Source organism: Micrococcus luteus (assembly GCF_022664405.1).
GTDB classification, from domain to species: domain Bacteria; phylum Actinomycetota; class Actinomycetes; order Actinomycetales; family Micrococcaceae; genus Micrococcus; species Micrococcus luteus.
Map to the genome: position 1 here is coordinate 20,690 of NZ_JAKRLB010000013.1, position 18,259 is coordinate 38,948.

Annotated in this window: 16 protein-coding genes and 1 riboswitch; of the genes, 13 read left to right on the top strand and 3 right to left on the bottom strand. The window is 70.9% G+C overall.

Annotated features, from left to right (window positions below; translation table 11 throughout):
* The first annotated feature begins 104 nt into the window (after positions 1-104).
* Entirely contained in the window at positions 105-1,184 is a 1,080-nt protein-coding gene (locus tag MF605_RS07250) for a hypothetical protein (RefSeq protein WP_134416946.1), read from the top strand.
* A 96-nt stretch (positions 1,185-1,280) separates the two neighbouring features.
* On the opposite strand, the gene MF605_RS07255 is transcribed toward MF605_RS07250, so the two are convergent.
* Positions 1,281-1,973, bottom strand: coding sequence for a TetR/AcrR family transcriptional regulator (locus MF605_RS07255; RefSeq protein ID WP_036381598.1), 693 nt, complete (start codon positions 1,971-1,973; stop codon positions 1,281-1,283).
* Between the two features lie 161 nt (positions 1,974-2,134).
* On the opposite strand from MF605_RS07255, the gene MF605_RS07260 reads away from it, so the two are divergent.
* The 4 genes from MF605_RS07260 (at position 2,135) to MF605_RS07275 (ending at position 7,247) form a co-directional block, all read left to right on the top strand.
* Positions 2,135-3,667, top strand: coding sequence for a flavin monoamine oxidase family protein (locus MF605_RS07260; protein WP_036381601.1), 1,533 nt, complete (start codon positions 2,135-2,137; stop codon positions 3,665-3,667).
* Positions 3,668-3,693: 26 nt separating this feature from the next.
* Positions 3,694-5,355 (top strand): APC family permease, encoded by a 1,662-nt coding sequence (locus MF605_RS07265; RefSeq protein ID WP_134416945.1) that lies wholly within the window; start codon positions 3,694-3,696, stop codon positions 5,353-5,355.
* Positions 5,352-6,737 carry an NAD-dependent succinate-semialdehyde dehydrogenase gene (locus MF605_RS07270; protein ID WP_134416944.1) on the top strand — a complete coding sequence of 462 codons (1,386 nt, stop codon included), beginning with the start codon at positions 5,352-5,354 and terminating at the stop codon, positions 6,735-6,737. Before MF605_RS07265 ends, MF605_RS07270 begins: the two co-directional genes overlap by 4 nt.
* A 198-nt stretch (positions 6,738-6,935) precedes the next feature.
* Positions 6,936-7,247 (top strand): hypothetical protein, encoded by a 312-nt coding sequence (locus MF605_RS07275; RefSeq protein ID WP_017487866.1) that lies wholly within the window; start codon positions 6,936-6,938, stop codon positions 7,245-7,247.
* 81 nt (positions 7,248-7,328) lie between these two features.
* On the opposite strand, the gene gabT is transcribed toward MF605_RS07275, so the two are convergent.
* Positions 7,329-8,651: a 4-aminobutyrate--2-oxoglutarate transaminase gene (gene gabT, locus MF605_RS07280; protein WP_134416943.1), complete on the bottom strand. Its 1,323-nt coding sequence runs from the start codon at positions 8,649-8,651 to the stop codon at positions 7,329-7,331.
* A 144-nt stretch (positions 8,652-8,795) separates the two neighbouring features.
* Between gabT and MF605_RS07285 the strand changes: the two genes are divergently transcribed.
* The 4 genes from MF605_RS07285 to MF605_RS07300 all read left to right on the top strand — a co-directional run bounded on the left by MF605_RS07285 (position 8,796) and on the right by MF605_RS07300 (position 13,000).
* Positions 8,796-9,692 (top strand): LysR family transcriptional regulator, encoded by an 897-nt coding sequence (locus MF605_RS07285; RefSeq protein ID WP_134416942.1) that lies wholly within the window; start codon positions 8,796-8,798, stop codon positions 9,690-9,692.
* 80 nt (positions 9,693-9,772) lie between these two features.
* Positions 9,773-10,561, top strand: a complete 789-nt coding sequence (locus tag MF605_RS07290) for a class F sortase (RefSeq protein WP_095354179.1) — start codon at positions 9,773-9,775, stop codon at positions 10,559-10,561.
* A gap of 122 nt (positions 10,562-10,683) precedes the next feature.
* On the top strand, positions 10,684-11,754 hold the full coding sequence (locus tag MF605_RS07295) for a DUF305 domain-containing protein (protein ID WP_036313160.1): 1,071 nt from the start codon (positions 10,684-10,686) through the stop codon (positions 11,752-11,754).
* Positions 11,755-11,956: 202 nt separating this feature from the next.
* The gene (locus MF605_RS07300; RefSeq protein WP_127445755.1) at positions 11,957-13,000 is read left to right on the top strand and encodes a hypothetical protein; all 1,044 of its coding nucleotides are present in this window, start codon (positions 11,957-11,959) and stop codon (positions 12,998-13,000) included.
* Between the two features lie 9 nt (positions 13,001-13,009).
* On the opposite strand, the gene MF605_RS07305 is transcribed toward MF605_RS07300, so the two are convergent.
* Positions 13,010-13,315: a GNAT family N-acetyltransferase gene (locus MF605_RS07305; RefSeq protein WP_095354181.1), complete on the bottom strand. Its 306-nt coding sequence runs from the start codon at positions 13,313-13,315 to the stop codon at positions 13,010-13,012.
* 411 nt (positions 13,316-13,726) lie between these two features.
* Here MF605_RS07305 and nrdH point away from each other — a divergent pair, with 411 nt between their 5' ends.
* The 4 genes from nrdH (at position 13,727) to nrdF (ending at position 17,858) form a co-directional block, all read left to right on the top strand.
* Entirely contained in the window at positions 13,727-13,972 is a 246-nt protein-coding gene (nrdH, locus tag MF605_RS07310) for a glutaredoxin-like protein NrdH (RefSeq protein WP_036313172.1), read from the top strand.
* An 11-nt stretch (positions 13,973-13,983) separates the two neighbouring features.
* Complete coding sequence (gene nrdI, locus MF605_RS07315; RefSeq protein ID WP_004167610.1) at positions 13,984-14,451, top strand: class Ib ribonucleoside-diphosphate reductase assembly flavoprotein NrdI; 468 nt, start codon at positions 13,984-13,986, stop codon at positions 14,449-14,451.
* A 47-nt stretch (positions 14,452-14,498) separates the two neighbouring features.
* Positions 14,499-16,625 carry a class 1b ribonucleoside-diphosphate reductase subunit alpha gene (gene nrdE, locus MF605_RS07320; protein WP_180537555.1) on the top strand — a complete coding sequence of 709 codons (2,127 nt, stop codon included), beginning with the start codon at positions 14,499-14,501 and terminating at the stop codon, positions 16,623-16,625.
* A 249-nt stretch (positions 16,626-16,874) separates the two neighbouring features.
* The gene (gene nrdF / locus MF605_RS07325; protein WP_239074567.1) at positions 16,875-17,858 is read left to right on the top strand and encodes a class 1b ribonucleoside-diphosphate reductase subunit beta; all 984 of its coding nucleotides are present in this window, start codon (positions 16,875-16,877) and stop codon (positions 17,856-17,858) included.
* Between the two features lie 282 nt (positions 17,859-18,140).
* Positions 18,141-18,238, top strand: a riboswitch (SAM riboswitch).
* The last annotated feature ends 21 nt before the right edge of the window (positions 18,239-18,259 follow it).

Consider the following 18,259-nt stretch of genomic DNA (forward strand, 5'->3'; position numbering starts at 1 on the left):
TGGGCGGACAGACTCGAAGCATCCCCACCCGTGGAGCCCGGAACACCGGTGCTGCAGAGGCGGGGGCAGCCGGTTCCGACCGGCCGACTCGGTGAGGAGCTGCCATGTCCGTCATCCGTACCCGTCGTCCCTCCCTCCGTCACCTGCCCGCCGCCGTCGCCGCCGCCGGCCTCAGCACCGCCGTCGCCCTCGCCGGCCCCGCCGCCGCCTGGGACGACGCCCACGGCCCCCAGGCCGGCTACTTCCAGGCCGTCGACCACGAGAACGTCACCACCGCCTTCTTCCAGACCTACGACGGCTACGACCCGGAGGACCTCACGCTCACGCTCACCCCGGTGGCCGAGGACGGCACCCGCCTGGAGGGCGGCCAGGAGGTCGAGTTCACCGCCCTGGACGTCATCGACGGCGGTGCGGTGGACGTCCTCGAGACCCGCCGCATGCTCGGCGCGGCCGGGGAAGGCCTCGTGCGGTACGACGTCGTGGCCGACGGACAGATGCTGAACATGGGCATCACGCTCCAGGCGGACGCCGACCTCGCCGACGATCAGGGTGCGGCCGTGCACGCCGTCGACGGCCCGCAGACGGCCGACCTCGGGGACCGGCCCCTGGTCTGGGACTCGGCCATGCAGTTGGCTCCCGGGGTGGCGGGCGCTGAGATCGTCCACCTGGTCGCCGCGCCGACGATGGAGGACGCCTACGCGGCGGTCGTGGCCGAGCCGGCCCACGGTGAGGTCTTCGCGTTCCGTGACTCGGAGCACTCCGAGCTCCGTGCCTGGTACATCCCCGACGAGGGCTTCGTCGGCACGGACACCTTCACCGTCGACTTCCACAGCGACCACGTCGCCCACGTCCAGACCGTCACCGTGCATGTCGGCGAGGAGATCTCCGCCGCGTACGACGGCTTCCTCGATGCCGAGGACGGCGTCCTCAACGGGAAGCCGCTCGACCTGACCGACCCGGACACCGCAGCGGCGCTCGCCGCGTTCCGGGGCGACGAGGCCGCCCCGGCTCCGGAGGATGAGGAGGAACAGCCCGCTCCGGTCGAGGACGACGCCGACGAGCAGCACACGACCCCGGACACCGTCGAGACGGGGCAGTCCACCGGCTGGTGGCTGGCCGGCCTCGGCGCCGCCGCCGCGGGGGTGCTGGTCGCGGCCCGCCGTCGTCTCGGCCTGACCCGCTGACGGCCCGCCGCACACGGCCCCGTCGACGCGCCGCCCCTCTCACACACAGGGGCGGCGCGTCCGTGCCGGCCTGACACGCGGCCGGCAGTCCGCGGGTCAGTCGCCGAGGCCCGCCAGCAGCAGGTCCAGTCCCTCCTCGAAGGGTGCGTCCGCATAGGGGTTCCGCGCCCCCGTCGCGCGCGTGCCCCCGCCCGCCCGGAAGGCCTCGGCGGCCGCGCCAAGCGCGGGCAGGCGCTCCTGCGCCCCCGCCACCTCGAAGATGTCGGCCGGAGCGTCGACGTCGTACGCAGACCCGTAGATGAACGACTCGAGCGCGATCACCCGGGCCAGCACCTGCTCCGGCGCCAGACCGGTCCGGGCCAGCACCGCGCACACCGTCTCGTAGACCCGCTGCGTCGACGGGGCTCCCTCGATCGGCAGGGTCGCGATGAGCGGGATCAGCGGCGGATGGGCCGCGAAGACGTCGCGGTAGGAGCGCGCCCACGCCCGCAGGGCGGCGACGACGGGCACCTCGCCCCGGATCGCGGCCTCCAGCTCGACGAGCGAGACCTCGCCCATCACGGCGTCCTGCAGCAGGACGAGCAGCTCATGCTTGCCGCTGATGTGGTTGTAGAGCGCGCTCGGCGCCACGCCCAGGCGACGGCCGACCGCCGCCATGGTGAGCCCTTCGTATCCCTCGGTGCGGGCGACCGCGAGCGCCGCGTCCGCGATCGCTTCGCGGCTCAGAGCGGGGGAGAGAGGTCGTCCGCGGCGTCGGCGCGCCCGGGGCGGTTCAGTGGTCTCGTCCATCCGGCCATTCTGACCCGTCGGACGGGCAGGAGGTGTCAGGCCGGCTACGGACCAGCCTTCCCTTCCCGGCGCGCGGCCCGTACAGTGAGCGCCGACACTCTAAATGAACGGCATTCACCCGGGCCCCGCCCGATGCCCCGTCCCCGCCAGAGGAGCACCCCATGACCACCGCCCCCGCCACCGCCGGCCGCGAGCGCCGGACGAGCGACGTCGTCGTGATCGGCGCCGGCCCGGCCGGCCTCATGGCCGCCCGCACCGCGAAGGCCCAGGGCCTGTCCGTCACCGTCCTGGAGGCTCGCCGGCGCGTCGGCGGCCGCACCTGGAACGGCCTGGTCGAGGGCGCCGACGGCAAGGACCACTTCATCGAGATCGGCGGCCAGTGGATCTCCCCGGACCAGACCCGCCTCATCTCCCTGGTGGAGGAGCTCGGCCTGCCGACGTTCTCCCGCTTCCGCGACGGTCGCAACGTCTACGTGGACCCGCGCGGAGAACGCCACGTCTACGACGGCCTCGACTTCCCGGTGGCCGAGAAGACGGACCGGGAGATGGATCGCCTGATCGCCAAGATCGACGAACTGACCGCCGAGATCGACGCCGCCGCCCCGTGGGAGCACCCGCGGGCCGCCGAGCTGGACAAGATCTCCTTCCGGCACTGGCTGGAGCAGCAGTCCGACGACCCGGAGGCCATCGACAACGTCTCCATCTACATCGCCTCCGGCATGCTGACCAAGCCCTCCCACACCTTCTCCCTGCTCCAGGCGCTGCTCATGTCCGCCTCGGCGGGGTCGTTCCGCAACCTGGTGGACGAGGACTTCATCCTGGACAAGCGCGTCGAGGGCGGCATGCAGTCCGTGTCCCTGGCCATGGCCGCCGAGCTGGGCGACGACGTCGTCCTCGGCCAGCCGGTGCGCACCCTGCGCTGGGCCGAGCCGGACCCGTCCACCGCGGACGAGAAGAACGGTGTGGCCGCAGACGTGCGCAACGGCGTGGCGCACGACGGCGCCGCCGGCGACGTCGTGGCGCTCACTGACGACTACGAGGTGCACGCCCGCTACGCGGTCCTGGCCGTCCCGCCGAACCTCTACAGCCGCATCTCCTTCGAGCCGCCGATGCCGCGCGAGCAGCAGATCGCGCACCAGCACATCTCCATGGGCCTGGTCATCAAGGTGCACGCCGTGTACGAGACCCCGTTCTGGCGCGAGGAGGGCCTGTCCGGCACGTGCTTCGGCGGCGGCCGTCTCGTCCAGGAGATCTATGACAACACCAATCGCGGCGAGAACCCGGCCGGCGGCGCCCCGGGCGAGGAGGACCCGCACGGCACCCTCGTCGGCTTCGTGTCCGACGTGTATGCGGAGCAGATGTGGGCCCTGCCGGAGGAGGAGCGCAAGGCCGCGATCCTCGGCGCCATGGCCGAGTACCTCGGCCCCCGGACTCTCGAGCCGATCGCGTTCTTCCTCTCGGACATGGCCGCCGAGGAGTGGACCCGAGGTGCCTACGCCACCAGCTACGACCTCGGGGGGCTCTCCCGCTGGGGCCACCTCCAGAACCGACCGACCGGCCCCATCCACTACGCGTGCTCGGACATCGCCGCCGAGGGCTACCAGCACGTGGATGGCGCGATCCGCATGGGCGAGGCCGCCGCCCTGGCCATCGCCGAGCGGGAAGCCACCGACGCGGGGCAGCCCACCGGCTGACCGGCCCCACGGACAGGGACATCCTCATGAGCGCATCCACCCCACGACGCCGCGTCGTCGACAGCGAGGGACACGAGCACGTGTACCCGACCACCTCCGCCATCGAGCAGGTCAACCTCCTCAACCCGGGAGGAGTGAGCAACAAGGGGCTCCAGGCCGGCAAGGTCGGCCTGCTCGGGGCCGTGGTGATCGGCGTCTCCGTCGTCGCCCCCGCCTACACGTTGACCTCGGGCCTCGGGCCGACCATCAGCACCGTCGGCACCCACGTGCCCGCGATCCTGCTGCTCGGCTTCATCCCGATGCTCCTGGTGGCCCTCGGCTACCGGGCGCTGAATACACGGGTGCCGGACTCCGGCACGTCGTTCACCTGGGCCACGCACGCCTTCGGGCCGTATGTCGGGTGGATGGGCGGCTGGGGGCTCATCGCGGCCTCCGTGATCGTGCTATCCAACCTGGCGGCCGTCGCCGTCGACTTCACGTTCCTGCTGCTCGCCCAGATCACCGGGAGCCAGGCCATCGCGGACCTGGCCGGCAACCTGTGGGTCAACATCCCCCTGACCGTGGTGTACCTGGCCCTGGCCGGATGGATCTCGCACCGCGGCATGGAGACCACCAAGCACCTGCAGTACATCCTGGTGGCCTTCCAGATCCTGGCCCTCGGCGCGTTCGCCATCGCCGCCCTGACGCAGTCCTCCCGTGGTGCGGGCTTCGACCCCACCCCGGTGCAGCTGGACTGGTTCAACCCGTTCACCGCGGGCGACTTCAGTGTGGTCGCGGCCGGCGTCTCCCTGTCCATCTTCCTGTTCTGGGGCTGGGACGTGACCCTCACGATAAACGAGGAGACCAAGGACCCCGAGCGCACCCCCGGCCGGGCCGCCGCCGTCACCGTGTTCGTCATCATCGCCGTCTACATCCTGTCCGCCCTGGCCGTGATCTCCTGGGCGGGCATCGGCTCCGAGGGCCTGGGCGCGGGCAACCCGGACAACCAGGAGTCGATCTTCGCGGTCCTCGCCGGCCCGATCCTGGGCCCCTTCGCCGTGATCATGTCCAGCGCGATCCTCGTCAGCTCCCTGGCCTCCCTGCAGTCCACCATGGTCTCCCCGGCCCGCACCCTGCTGGCGATGGGCTTCTACCGGGCCGTGCCCGCGCGCTTCGCCGAGCTGAGCCCCCGGTTCAACAGCCCGGCCTTCGCGACCTGGGTGTGTGCGGGCTTCGCCGGCCTCTTCTACGTCGTCACGCGGCTGCTCTCCGAGAACGCCCTGTGGGACACCATCACCGCCCTGGGCCTGATGATCTGCTTCTACTACGGCATCACCGCCCTGGCCTGCGTCTGGTACTTCCGCCGCGAGTGGTTCACCTCGGTGGGCAACGCCCTCACCACCTTCCTGTTCCCGCTGATCGGCGGCCTCGTGCTGCTGGTGATGTTCTGCGTGACCGCGCTGGACTCCACCGACCCCGACTACGGCTCCGGCTCATCACTGTTCGGCGTGGGCACGGTGTTCATCCTGGGCATGGGCGTGCTGGCGATCGGCGTGGTACTGATGATGTGGACGCGGCTGCGCCACCCGGCCTACTTCCGTGGCGAGACCCTGCCGCAGACGGACTCGACCCGACCCATCCCGATCATCCGTCCGGACGACGACGGCACTGCCGTGGTCCGGGACCCGAACGAGAGGACCCACTCATGAGCACCCCCACCGGCTATCGCGTGCAGGACCCCAGCACCGACCAGGTCGTGGAGACCTTCCCCGCCCTCGCCGACGGTGAGGTCGACCAGCTGCTGGCCGCCGCCGAGACCGCCCAGCGTGCGTGGGCCGCCCGCCCCATCGAGGAGCGCGCCACCATCGTGCAGAGGGTCGCGGACCTCTTCGAGGAGCGCAAGGACGAGCTCGCGCAGATCATCGCCACCGAGATGGGCAAGCGCGTGACCGAGGGCGTCGAGGAGGCGGAGTTCAGCTCGGCCATCTTCGGCTACTTCGCGGACAAGGGCCCCACCCTCGCCGCGGACCGCCCCATCGAGACCTTCGAGGGCGGCCGCGCCATGATCCGCCACCTGCCCCTGGGTGTGCTGCTGGGCGTCATGCCGTGGAACTTCCCGTACTACCAGATCGCCCGTTTCGCCGCGCCGAACCTCATGCTCGGCAACGCGATCGTGCTCAAGCACGCCGAGATCTGCCCGCGCTCGGCCCTGGCCGTGCAGCAGATCATGGACGACGCCGGCGTGCCGGCCGGCGTGTACACCAACGTGTTCGCCACGCACGACCAGATCGCCGAGTTCATCGCCGACCCGCGCGTGGCCGGCGTCTCCCTGACCGGCTCCGAGCGGGCCGGCTCCGTGATCGGCGCGCTCGCGGGCCAGCACCTCAAGAAGGCCGTCCTCGAGCTCGGCGGCTCGGACCCGTACATCGTGCTCGACGCCGAGGACCCGGCCGAGGCCGCCCGCACCGCGTGGGCGACCCGCATGTACAACATGGGCCAGGCCTGCAACTCCAACAAGCGCATGATCGTCTCGGCGGACATCCATGACGGCTTCGTGGCCGAGCTGGTGTCCCTGGCCGAGGCCATGAAGCCCGGGGAGGCCGCCGACGAGGACCCGACGGTGTTCACCCCGCTGTCCTCGCGCGGTGCCGCCGAGGGCCTGGCCGAGCAGGTGGAGCGGGCCCGTCAGCAGGGTGCGACCGTCCACGTCGGCGGGACCGTCACGGACGAGGCGGGCGCCCGCTTCGCCCCGGCCGTGATCACGGGCGTCACCTCCGAGATGGACGCCTACCGCGAGGAGCTCTTCGGCCCCGTCGCCGTCGTCTACAAGGTGGAGTCCGCGGACGAGGCGCTCGCCCTCGCCAACGACTCCCAGTACGGCCTGGGCGGCGCCGTGTTCTCCCAGGACGAGGCTCAGGCCGAGCGGATCGCCCGGCAGCTCGAGGTCGGCATGGCCAACGTCAACACGCCGGCGGGAGAAGGGGCGGAGATCCCGTTCGGCGGCGTCAAGCGCTCCGGCTTCGGCCGCGAGCTCGGCCCGCTCGGCATGGACGAGTTCGTCAACAAGCAGATGTACTTCGTCCAGGACTGACACCCCACGACGACGACGGGCCCGCCTCCGGTGACCGGAGGCGGGCCCGTCCGCGTCCCGCCGGCGTGGCGGGCGCGATGGGTCAGCGACGCGCATGTCGCACAGCGGGTTCTAGGCTGGCGCGCCCTTGTCCTTTCATCCGGGGCGTGGCCATCATGGAGCGGATCCCCGTCGAGAACTGCAGAATCGAGATGTCTGATGTACCCCACCCCGATGACCTTCGACGTGGCGCGCGCCGGCCGCGCTCTCGCCCAGGTCAGTGTCCGCACCCTGGCCACCGCGGCCGGTCTCGAGAAGGAGCAGCTGCGCCGCTTCGAGAAGGGGCTGGCCGACCTGCGGGTGGACGAGCGTCTGCGTCTGGAGAAGGCCCTGCGGAAGTACGGCGTCGGGCTGGTCCCGGAGGACGAGTTCGGCGGCACGGGGGTCCGCCGGATCTTCACCGCCGAGAAGTCCCGGCGCCTCGAGGCCCTGGAGAACGAAGGCGGCCCCGCGTACGAGGACGACATCTGAGGCCTCTGCCGACAGGCGGACGGCCCCGCATCCCGGGCAGGGATGCGGGGCCGTCGTCGCCGGTCCGCCGGTGGCGGGGGCTCAGGCGGACTGCAGCGCCTTCGTGACCTCGCTCAGGCCCTCCTTGAGGAGGTCCTCACCGATGGTCAGCGGCGGCAGGAAGCGGACGACGTTGCCGTAGGTGCCGCACGTGAGCAGGATGACGCCGGTGGCGCGCACGGCCGCGGCCACGGTGGCGGTCAGCGTCGCGTCCGGCTCGCCGGTGGCGGGGTCCACGAACTCGATCGCCATCATCGCGCCGCGGCCGCGGACCTCGGCGATGCGGTCGTCGGCGTTCTGCGCGAAGTGCTCGCGGATGACCTGCTCAATCCGGCGGGCCTTCTCGAGGAGACCGTCCTCCTCGACGGCCTCGAACACGGCGAGCGCCGCGGCCGTGGCGACGGGGTTGCCGCCGTAGGTGCCCCCGAGGCCGCCCGGGTGCACGGAGTCCATCACCTCGGCGCGGCCGGTGACGCCGGAGAGCGGCATGCCGCCGGCGATGCCCTTGGCGGTCGCCATCAGGTCCGGCTCGATGCCCTCGGTCTCGGAGGCGAACCAGGCGCCGGTGCGGGCGATGCCGGACTGGACCTCGTCCGCGATGAACAGGACGTCGTTGGCCTTGCACCACTCGACCACGGCCGGCAGGAAGCCCTCGGCCGGGACGATGAAGCCGCCCTCGCCCTGGATCGGCTCCATGATCACGGCGGCCAGGTTGTCGGCACCGATCTGCTTCTCCAGCGCGGAGATGGCGCGCTGCGCGGCCTCGGCGCCGGACAGGCCGTCCCGCAGCGGGTAGGAGCCGGGCACGCGGTAGATCTCGGGGGCGAACGGTCCGAAGCTGTGCTTGTAGGGCATGGACTTGGCGGTCAGCGCCATCGTCAGGGTGGTGCGGCCGTGGTAGGCGTGGTCGAACGCGGCCACGGCCTGCTTGCCGGTGTAGGCGCGGGCCACCTTGACGGCGTTCTCCACGGCCTCGGCGCCGGAGTTGAACAGGGCGGTGCGGGTCTCGCCGGGGATCGGGCTGGTGCGGTCCAGCTGCTCGGCCACGGCCACGTAGCCCTCGTAGGGGGTGATCATGAACGAGGTGTGGGTGAACTGCGCGACCTGCTCCTGGACGGCGGCCACGACGCGCGGGTGGGAGGCGCCCACGGAGGTGACGGCGATGCCGGAGGCCAGATCGATCAGGCGGTTGCCGTCCACGTCCTCGAGGATGCCGCCCGCGGCGCGGGCCGCGTACACCGGCATGGTGGTGGCCACGCCGGCCGGGACGGCGCGCTTCTGGCGCTCGGCGAGCTCACGGGAGCGAGGGCCGGGCAGCTCGGTGGCCAGATGGCGGGTCTGCTCGAGGTCGGGGGTGGCGGTCATGGGGATGCCTCCTGGGGACGGCTCACGGGAGCGTGGACGACGGGTGGGCACGACGACGACGCGTCGGGCCGCGTCCTCCCATGGTGGGGCGTCGGGTCCATGCCGTCCAGTGATGATCTTGCATGGTGGCTATGCTCATTCGGCATGGAGGAGAAACTGCTCAGGGCCTTCGTCACGGTGGCAGAGGTCGGCACGGTCTCGGGGGCCGCGATCCGCCTGGATCTCGTGCAGTCCGCGCTCAGTCGGCAGCTGCAGCGGCTTCAGCGTGAGCTGCGCCTGCCCCTGTTCGCCCGGGTCGCCGGTCGGCTCGAGCTGACGACGGCCGGCGAGGCGTTCCTCCCGGTGGCGCGCGAGGTCCTCGTCGCCCATCGACGGGCGGAGCAGGCGGCCCGCGCGCTCGCCTCCGGTCGGCTCACGGACGTGGCCGTGGCCGCGCCGGGCACCACCCTCATCGACGTCGTGCTGCCGTTCGTGGCCACCTTCGGGGAGGAGGACCCGCGCCCGCGCGTCGCGGAGACCCAGCTGGACGACTCGCTGCTCGACGCCGTCGCGCGGCACGACCTCGTGGTGATGCCGACGGTGCCGCCGCCCTCCGTCGCGTCGCTGCCGCTGATGGACCTGCCGGTCTGGGCGTACGTCGCCCCGGGCCACCCCTGGGCGGGCCGGACGCGGGTGTCCCTCGACGACCTCGTGGCCCAGCCCATCGTCGCGCCCGCCCGCACCTTCATGGCGCGGCGCGTCCTCGACGGCGCCGTGGCCGTGGCGGGCCTCACGCCGCCGGCTCTCACCGAGGCGAACTCCGGGCGGGTGGCCCAGGCCCTGGTCGCGACGGGGGCGGGCGTCGCCGTCGTCACCGAGGACCCGGCCTTCGAGCTGACGCCGGTGCGGGTCATCGCGCAGGGGCGGGCGCTCGCGGTGCGACTGCACGCGGCGTGGCGGGAGGACCACTTCGCCACCGCGACGCTGGAGAAGATCGCCCGTCGGCTGCAGGCCTTCGTCCGGGACCGCTATGCCGAGCCCGGGGATGACGCGCCGCGCTGAGGCCGGAGCGCGTGAGACCATGCCGTCGTCGGACGCGGCCCCGGGCGGGCCGCGTCGATGCACACGAGGGGAGAACCCGGATGAACACCACCGTCCGACGCGCCCTGTGGGTGGTCCTGTTGCTGCTGTGCCTGAGCCTCGTGTTCCTCGCGCTGCGCGGGGTGCTGGCGGTCGGCGCCGTGCCGATCAGCGCTGCCCCCACCCTCAGCGCCACGGCGTCCGTGAGCCCGTCCTCTGCGGCAACCACGCGGGAGGCGGCGGTTCCCATCGAGACCCAGGAACCCGCCGGCGCACCCACGCCGTCCGAGGAGCCGACCCCCACCGAGGAGCCAGCCCCCGCCGCGGCCGCCCACCTCTCCGGCCCCGCCGCCCCGTGGGACGAGATCACGGCGACGCCCGTGCACGTGGACGTCCACCAGGACGGCGAGCAGATCGTCGGAGCGGGGATCGACCTCACGCAGTTGGACGAGGGCGGCGAACTGGACCCGGAGCCACAGACGGTCGGCTGGTACGGCCCGCCGCAGTGGGGCACCACGCCGGGGGAGCGGTCCCGGTACGCGGGGGTCCTGGCCGGGCACGTCGTCTACTACGGCGTGCGGGACGTGTTCTGGAACCTGGGCGACGTGCGGGCGGGCGCCGTCGTCGTGGTGACGTACGACGACGGCACGCAGGCCGCCTTCGAGGCGGACTCGGACGCGGTCTCGGTGGAGAAGGAGGCGCTCACCCAGGATCCGGCGAACCGCTGGGCCTGGGAGCCCGGGGGCGACGACGCGAAGGTCACGCTGATCACGTGCGACCTCGTGCCGGGCACCGGGATGGCCGGGAACGCCTTCAACAACTGGGTGGTGCAGGCCACCCGCGTCGCCTGAGGCCGCGGTGACCCCGGGGCAGGGAGGCCGGAGGGGTACCCTGGGGAGGCCGGGGCGGCCGACCGCGTCGGACCGCCATTGACCCCGTGACCGGGTGACGACCGCCGAGAGGACCTGCGCCCATGAGCCGAGCCGACATCGCCCCCGCCCGCGTGCGCCCCCGCCGCTGGAGCGTGGCCGTCGGAGGGGCGCTCCTGAGCATCACCCTGGCCACCGGCGGCTGCAGCGTCGCCGAGGAGCCCGGACAGACCGGTGGCACGGAGGCGGGGAACACCTACCTGGAGGGCGTGCTGGCCAGCCCCAGCCAGACGTCCGCCGACCCGCTCGCGGCGGACATCCAGTTCGCGGGTCTGCTGCTGCGCAACCACCGCGACGCGATCCAGCAGTCCGATCAGGTGCTGGGCAAGGACGGCGTGGACCAGGAGATCCGGGCCACCGCCGAACGGATGAAGTCCGAGCACGAGGAGCGGGCGGGCCGGCTCGAGTCGATGCTCGAGGGCTGGGGCGTCCCCTCGGATGACGTGCGCGGTGCGGGTGCCGAGTCGACCCCGTCTGCGCAGCCCGAGTCCACGGAGGACGCGGAGCCGACCCAGATCGTGGGCGACGAGCTGCGCGCCGGACTCCTGTCCGACCGGGAGAAGAACGTGCTGGCCGCCGCCGAGCCGGAGGAGGCAGGACGGATCTACCTGCTCCAGATGCGCCGCCTCTATCAGGGCGCGCTGACGATCTCCGCCACGGAGGCGGAGGACGGCTCGGACGACGCGGCGAAGGAGCTGGCCTCCAGCGTGGTCGAGGGCCATCGCAAGGAGCTGGAGAGTTTGGCCGCGACGCTCGGGGAGATGGGCGTGATCGGGTCGAGCGGGGCGCGCACGGCGGAACCGTCCGGGTTCACCGGCCCCATCAAGATCGAGGGCACCGGCGCGGACGGCGGCTCCGTCCCCTCGGACTTCGTCCCGGAGCCGCTGCAGCGGGTGCGCAGCTTCCGCGCCACCCAGAAGCCGGTGCTGCCGTCGTCGAGCTCGCCCAGTTCCTCCAGCGCGTCGGGCTCCGCCAGCGCGTCCGGCCGGGACGCCGAGGACCAGCGGGGGCGGGACGCCGCATCGGCGAGCCCGTCGCCCAGCCCGGCCGACACGGCGCAGGCCACCCCGCGCCCCTCCTCCGGGGCAAGCCCCTCGCCCAGCGCATCCCGCTGACGCGCGGCGCCGGCCGGCCCGATCCGCATCGCGCGTCGCCGTGACCGAGTCGATAGCGCTTCGTCACCGGATGGTGACCCGCCTCACGTCCGTGCGGCGTAGATTCGTGCCGACGCGGCGAGTGCGGCATCCGGTCGACCTCGGGCGTCCGAGCCGGAGAACCCTTCAGCCCGTCGCAGCACCGCACCCCTGGAGGAGCACGATGCGCACCGCCCGACCGACCCGCCTTGCCGCCGCCCTGGGCGCCGGCGTCCTTCTCACCGGCCTGGGGGCGACCCCTGCCCTCGCCTCACCCGCCCACCCCGCTGGATGGACCGCCGAGCACGGCCTGCCCGGCGGATCCTTCCTCGTGGCCAGCGCGGAGGGTGAGACCGGTGCCTCCTTCGGCACCGAGTTCGAGGTGGACGAGTCCGACGTCCGCCTGACGGTGGCTCCGGTGCTGGAGGGGGAGGCCCGCGGCGCCGAGACCGAGGTCCCGTTCACGTACGACGACGAGTTGGAGCGCGGTGACTTCGACGTCGCCGCGGCCCGGCGGAGCCTGGGCGAGTCGGGGACCGGTCCCGTCGTCTACACCCTCTACGTCCTGGGCGGCGAGGTGGCCGCCCTCACCTACGGTCCGGACGCCGACCTCACCGACGCTGACCCGGGCGAGCCGCTGCGCGCCGACCAGCGTCATGAGCTCGGCTTCCACATGCTCCCCACCGCCTGGGACACCACCCTGCTCGCGGCGCCGGGGGAGCGACACGTGTTCATCTCCTCGTACACGGGCGATGAGGCGGCGCCGCTGACGCTCGTCGCGGGCCCGGCCGAGGGTCGGGTCGTCGAGGTGACGGAGGAGGAGACCGGCGGGCCGCGCGGCTACGTGTACCAGGCGCCCGAGGGCTTCACCGGATCCGACACCGTCACCCTGCGGGCCACGAGGGACGGCGTGACGACGACGCGGACGGTGACCGTGCGGTTCGGCGATCCCCGCGTGGACCTCTACGACTGGGAGAACGGGCGGATCCCGGGGTTCGTGACCTTCCCCGTGGCCGGCCCGTTCGACGACGCTCCGGGCCAGCCGGCCGATCCCGACACTCCCACCTCGCCGGCGGAGCCCGAGACCCCTGCGGATCCGGCCGACGGCGAGCACACGGTGCCGGACACGGTCGAGACCGGGCGTGGTCCGGCGGCGTGGCCCGTCGCCGTCGCGGTGCTGGCCGCGGGCGTCCTGGCCGTGGTGCGCCGGCACCGCGTCGCGGCCTGACCGCGCCGGTCAGTGGGGCGCGAGCAGCGCGCTCTTCTCCGGGTGCTCGTCGAACCACTGGGCGACGTACCAGCACATCGGCACGATGCGGCGGCCCCCTGCGGGGCCGCCGTTCGTCGCGATGTCCTCGACGGCGCCCGCGGTCAGCGCGGCGGCGTGGCCCCGGCCGCGGTGCACCGGGATGGTGAACGCGCGGTTCAGGGAGACGGCCGCGCCGTTGTCCCGGAAGTCGAGGACGGCGAGCAGTGTGCCGCCGTCGTGGAGCTCGTAGCGGGACTCGGCGTCATTGCGGGTGACGGTGGGGGAGGTGCTCATGCCGGGGCAACCCCCGGTGGTCACGGGGTATTCCGACGCCGGCCGGCGGCGGGCTCCTACATGTAGTGGTCCGCGGGGGCCGGACACGCCGCTCGCGGACGTGGCGAACCCGACTTTCCGGCTGTGGGAACCCGGCCCCGAGATCTCCACCGGCTGTGGACAGTCGACCTCGGTCCCGGCGTGTCCCGCATGTCCGCGCGGATCGTCTCGCACAGCAGGGTGTGGACAGGATGGCCAGAGGGTGGGGATACGTAACTACAGCGGTGTGACTACTACATGTAGGGATGGTTCCCGGCTGTGATCACTAGATGTAGTATCGACGCAGATGTTCGGCACGCCCCGTGATTCACCTCGCGGGCGCCGCGCCGACACCCGCAGACCACCAGAGACCACGAAGGAACAGGGATCGCCATGACCGTCACCGTGTACACCAAGCCGGCCTGCGTGCAGTGCAACGCCACCTACCGTGCACTGGACAAGAAGGGCATCGCCTACGAGGTCGTGGACATGTCCCAGGACCCCGCCGCCCTCGAGCGCGTCCGTGCCCTCGGCTTCATGCAGGCCCCCGTCGTCGTCACCGAGACCGACTCCTGGTCCGGCTTCCGCCCGGACAAGATCGCCGAGCTCGCCGAGTCCGCCGCGGCATCGGTGGCCTGACCGGAGTCGACATGACCGTCGCCGCGGACCCGAGCCACATCCGCTCGGCCGAGGCGCAGGGGCTCGTCCCCACCGACGCGGGACTGATCTACTTCTCCTCCGCCTCCAACTACACGCACCGCTTCGTCGAGAAGCTCGAGCTGCCCGAGGACCGGGTGGCTCGACTGCCGTTGATCACCCGGGAGCCCACCCTCGGGGCCACCGCCCCGTACGTCCTGATGACCCCCACCTACGGCGGGGGCAGCGGGCCGGGCGCGGTCCCGAAGCAGGTGATCAAGTTCCTCAACGTCCCGGAGAACCGTCACTGGATTCGGGGTGTGATCGCGTCCGGGAACACCAACTTCCATGAGGGCTACTGCCTGGCCGGCTACATCATCTCCCGCAAGTGCCAGGTGCCCCTCATGTACAAATTCGAGCTGATGGGCACGCCCGACGACGTCGAACGCGTCCGCGGCGGCCTGGAAGGACTGTGGACATGACCACCACCGCACCCACCGAGGCGGACCTCATCCGCCAGGCGAAGAACATGCCCGCCGAGTGGCAGAACCTCGGCTACCACGAGCTCAACGCCATGCTGAACCTCTACGGCGCCGACGGTCGCATCCAGTTCGAGGCCGACCACGCGGCCGCGCGCCAGTACTTCCTGCAGCACGTCAACACCAACACGGTGTTCTTCCACGACCTGGAGGAGAAGCTCGACTACCTGCAGAAGAACGACTACTACGAGACCGAGACGTTCGAGCAGTACCCGTTCGAGTTCATCCGAGGCCTGTTCGACCGTGCCTACAAGGCCAAGTTCCGCTTCCCGACCTTCCTCGGCGCGTTCAAGTTCTACACCTCGTACGCCCTGAAGACCTTCGACGGCAAGCGCTACCTCGAGCGCTACGAGGACCGCGTCGCCGTCGTCGCCCTCCACCTGGCCCGGGGCGACCAGGAGCTGGCCACCCATCTGGTGGACGAGATGATCGCCGGCCGCTTCCAGCCGGCCACCCCCACGTTCCTCAACTCGGGCAAGAAGCAGCGCGGCGAGCTCGTCTCCTGCTTCCTGCTGCGCATCGAGGACAACATGGAGTCGATCGCCCGCGGCATCAACTCCGCCCTGCAGCTGTCCAAGCGCGGCGGCGGGGTGGCCCTCTCGCTGACCAACATCCGCGAGCACGGCGCGCCCATCAAGCAGATCGAGAACCAGTCCTCCGGCGTCATCCCCGTGATGAAGCTCCTCGAGGACTCCTTCTCCTATGCCAACCAGCTCGGCGCGCGCCAGGGCGCCGGCGCGGTGTACCTCAACGCGCACCACCCGGACATCCACCGCTTCCTCGACACCAAGCGCGAGAACGCGGACGAGAAGATCCGCATCAAGACCCTCTCCCTCGGCGTCGTGATCCCGGACATCACGTTCCAGCTGGCGAAGAAGAACGAGGACATGTACCTGTTCTCGCCGTACGACGTCGAGCGCGTCTACGGGGTGCCGTTCTCCGAGATCTCCGTGACCGAGAAGTACTACGAGATGGTCGACGACGCGCGGATCAAGAAGACCAAGATCAACGCGCGCGAGTTCTTCCAGACCATCGCCGAGATCCAGTTCGAGTCCGGCTACCCGTACGTCGTGTTCGAGGACACCGTGAACGCCGCGAACCCGATCAAGGGCCGCATCACCATGTCCAACCTGTGCTCCGAGATCCTGCAGGTCTCCGAGGCCTCCGAGTACAACGAGGACCTGAGCTACGCCCACGTGGGCCAGGACATCTCCTGCAACCTCGGCTCGATGAACATCGCCAAGACCATGGACTCGCCGGACTTCGGCCGGTCCGTGGAGACCGCGATCCGTGCGCTGACGGCCGTGTCGGTCATGTCCGACATCCAGTCGGTGCCGTCCATCGCCAAGGGCAACGCCGCCTCCCACGCCATCGGCCTGGGGCAGATGAACCTCCACGGCTACCTGGCGCGCGAGCGCGTCCACTACGGCTCGGAGGAGGGCATCGACTTCACGAACATGTACTTCTACGCGGTGCTGTTCCACGCGCTGCGGGCCTCGAACCGGATCGCCATCGAGACCGGCCAGCGGTTCGGCGGGTTCGAGGACTCGAAGTACGCCTCCGGAGAGTTCTTCGACAAGTACACGGATCAGGAGTGGGCGCCCGCCACCGAGCGCGTCGCCGAGCTGTTCGCCGAGGCCGGCATCGCCCTCCCCACGCAGGACGACTGGCGTGAGCTGAAGGCCTCCGTCATGGAGCACGGCATCTTCAACCGCAACCTGCAGGCCGTCCCGCCGACGGGCTCGATCTCCTACATCAACAACTCGACCTCCTCGATCCACCCGGTGGCCTCGAAGATCGAGATCCGCAAGGAGGGCAAGCTCGGCCGCGTCTACTACCCGGCGCCGTACCTCACCAACGAGAACCTCGAGTACTACGAGGACGCGTACGAGATCGGCTACGAGAAGATCATCGACACGTACGCCGCGGCGACGCAGCACGTGGACCAGGGTCTGTCCCTGACGCTGTTCTTCAAGGACACGGCCACCACCCGTGACCTGAACCGCGCGCAGATCTACGCGTGGACGAAGGGCATCAAGACGATCTACTACATCCGCCTGCGCCAGCTCGCGCTGGAGGGCACCGAGGTCGAGGGCTGCGTCAGCTGCATGCTCTGACAGCCAGCCCTTCGAGGCGGGAAATCCGGCGTATTCCGCGCTTCTGAGCGCAGGTGCGCTCGATTTCCCGCCTCGAAGCGGGGCGGCGCGCCTGGCCGGGCGGGGCGGGCCCACGACGTCGCGAGCCCGGACCCGCCCGAGTGGCTGCCGCTGCCCCTGCGGGCCTAGACTGTCCCGGACCCGCGCCCCGATGACCGTGCTCCCGAGAGCCCCCGGAATCCGCGGATTCTCAACGAATTCTTCTGAAGGATGTGCCCTGCCGTGACCGAGACCCAGCAGTCCCACCTCGTCGAGGCGATCAACTGGAACCGCATTCAGGACGAGAAGGACGTGGAGGTGTGGAACCGCCTCGTCAACAACTTCTGGCTGCCGGAGAAGGTGCCGCTGTCCAACGACGTCCAGTCCTGGTCCCACCTCACGGACGAGGAGCGACTGCTCTCCATGCGCGTGTTCACGGGCCTGACGCTGCTGGACACGATCCAGGGCACCGTGGGCGCCGTCTCCCTCATCCCGGACGCCATGACCCCGCACGAGGAGGCCGTCCTCACGAACATCGCGTTCATGGAGTCGGTGCACGCGAAGTCGTACTCCTCGATCTTCTCCACGCTGGCCTCCACCCCGGAGATCGACGAGGCGTTCCGCTGGTCCCGTGAGAACCGGAACCTGCAGGCCAAGGCCGGCCTGATCGTGGAGCGCTATGACGGCCAGGACCCGTACAAGAAGAAGATCGCCTCCACCCTGCTCGAGTCCTTCCTCTTCTACTCGGGCTTCTACTGGCCCATGTACCTCTCCGCGCACGCCCGCCTCACCAACACCGCCGACCTGATCCGCCTGATCATCCGCGACGAGGCCGTGCACGGGTACTACATCGGCTACAAGTACCAGCGGAGCATCGAGACCCTGCCGGAGGAGAAGCGGGAGGAGCTCAAGGCCTTCACCTTCGAGCTGCTGTTCGAGCTGTACGAGAACGAGGTCGAGTACACCCATGACCTCTACGACGCCCTCGGCCTGGCCGAGGACGTGAAGAAGTTCCTGCACTACAACGCGAACAAGGCGCTGATGAACCTGGGCTACGAGCCCATGTTCCCGGCCGAGACCACGAACGTGAACCCCGCCATCCTCTCCGCGCTCTCCCCGAACTCGGACGAGAACCACGACTTCTTCTCCGGCTCCGGCTCCTCCTACGTGATCGGCAAGGCCGAGAACACCGAGGACGAGGACTGGGACTTCTGATCCCGTCCGCCTGAGGCCCTTGATGGGCCCCGCCGTCCGCAGGCCACCACGACGCCGGCCCGCACCTTCCCGTGAAGGTGCGGGCCGGCGTCGTGGTGGGGAGGGGTGCCACCGGCCACTGGATGGCAGGGGTTTGTCATATGGCGACACATGACGCGGGCCGGAGGCGGGGTCCAGCCCTCCGAGAGGTCGGGAAATGAGACCTGTGTCACGTCGTTCCTTCCACGGCGCCCCGGTGTGGTTGACTTTTTCCCTGCACCGGTGACGACGCCGGGGCGCCCCTCACCATCTTGAGCGGCCGAGAGATCTGGCTCGACGACGCCGCAGCAACCACACCCCCACCGACCGGGCGCAGGTGCTAACGCCAGGACCGATGGAAAGGACGGGAATGTCGTCTACCC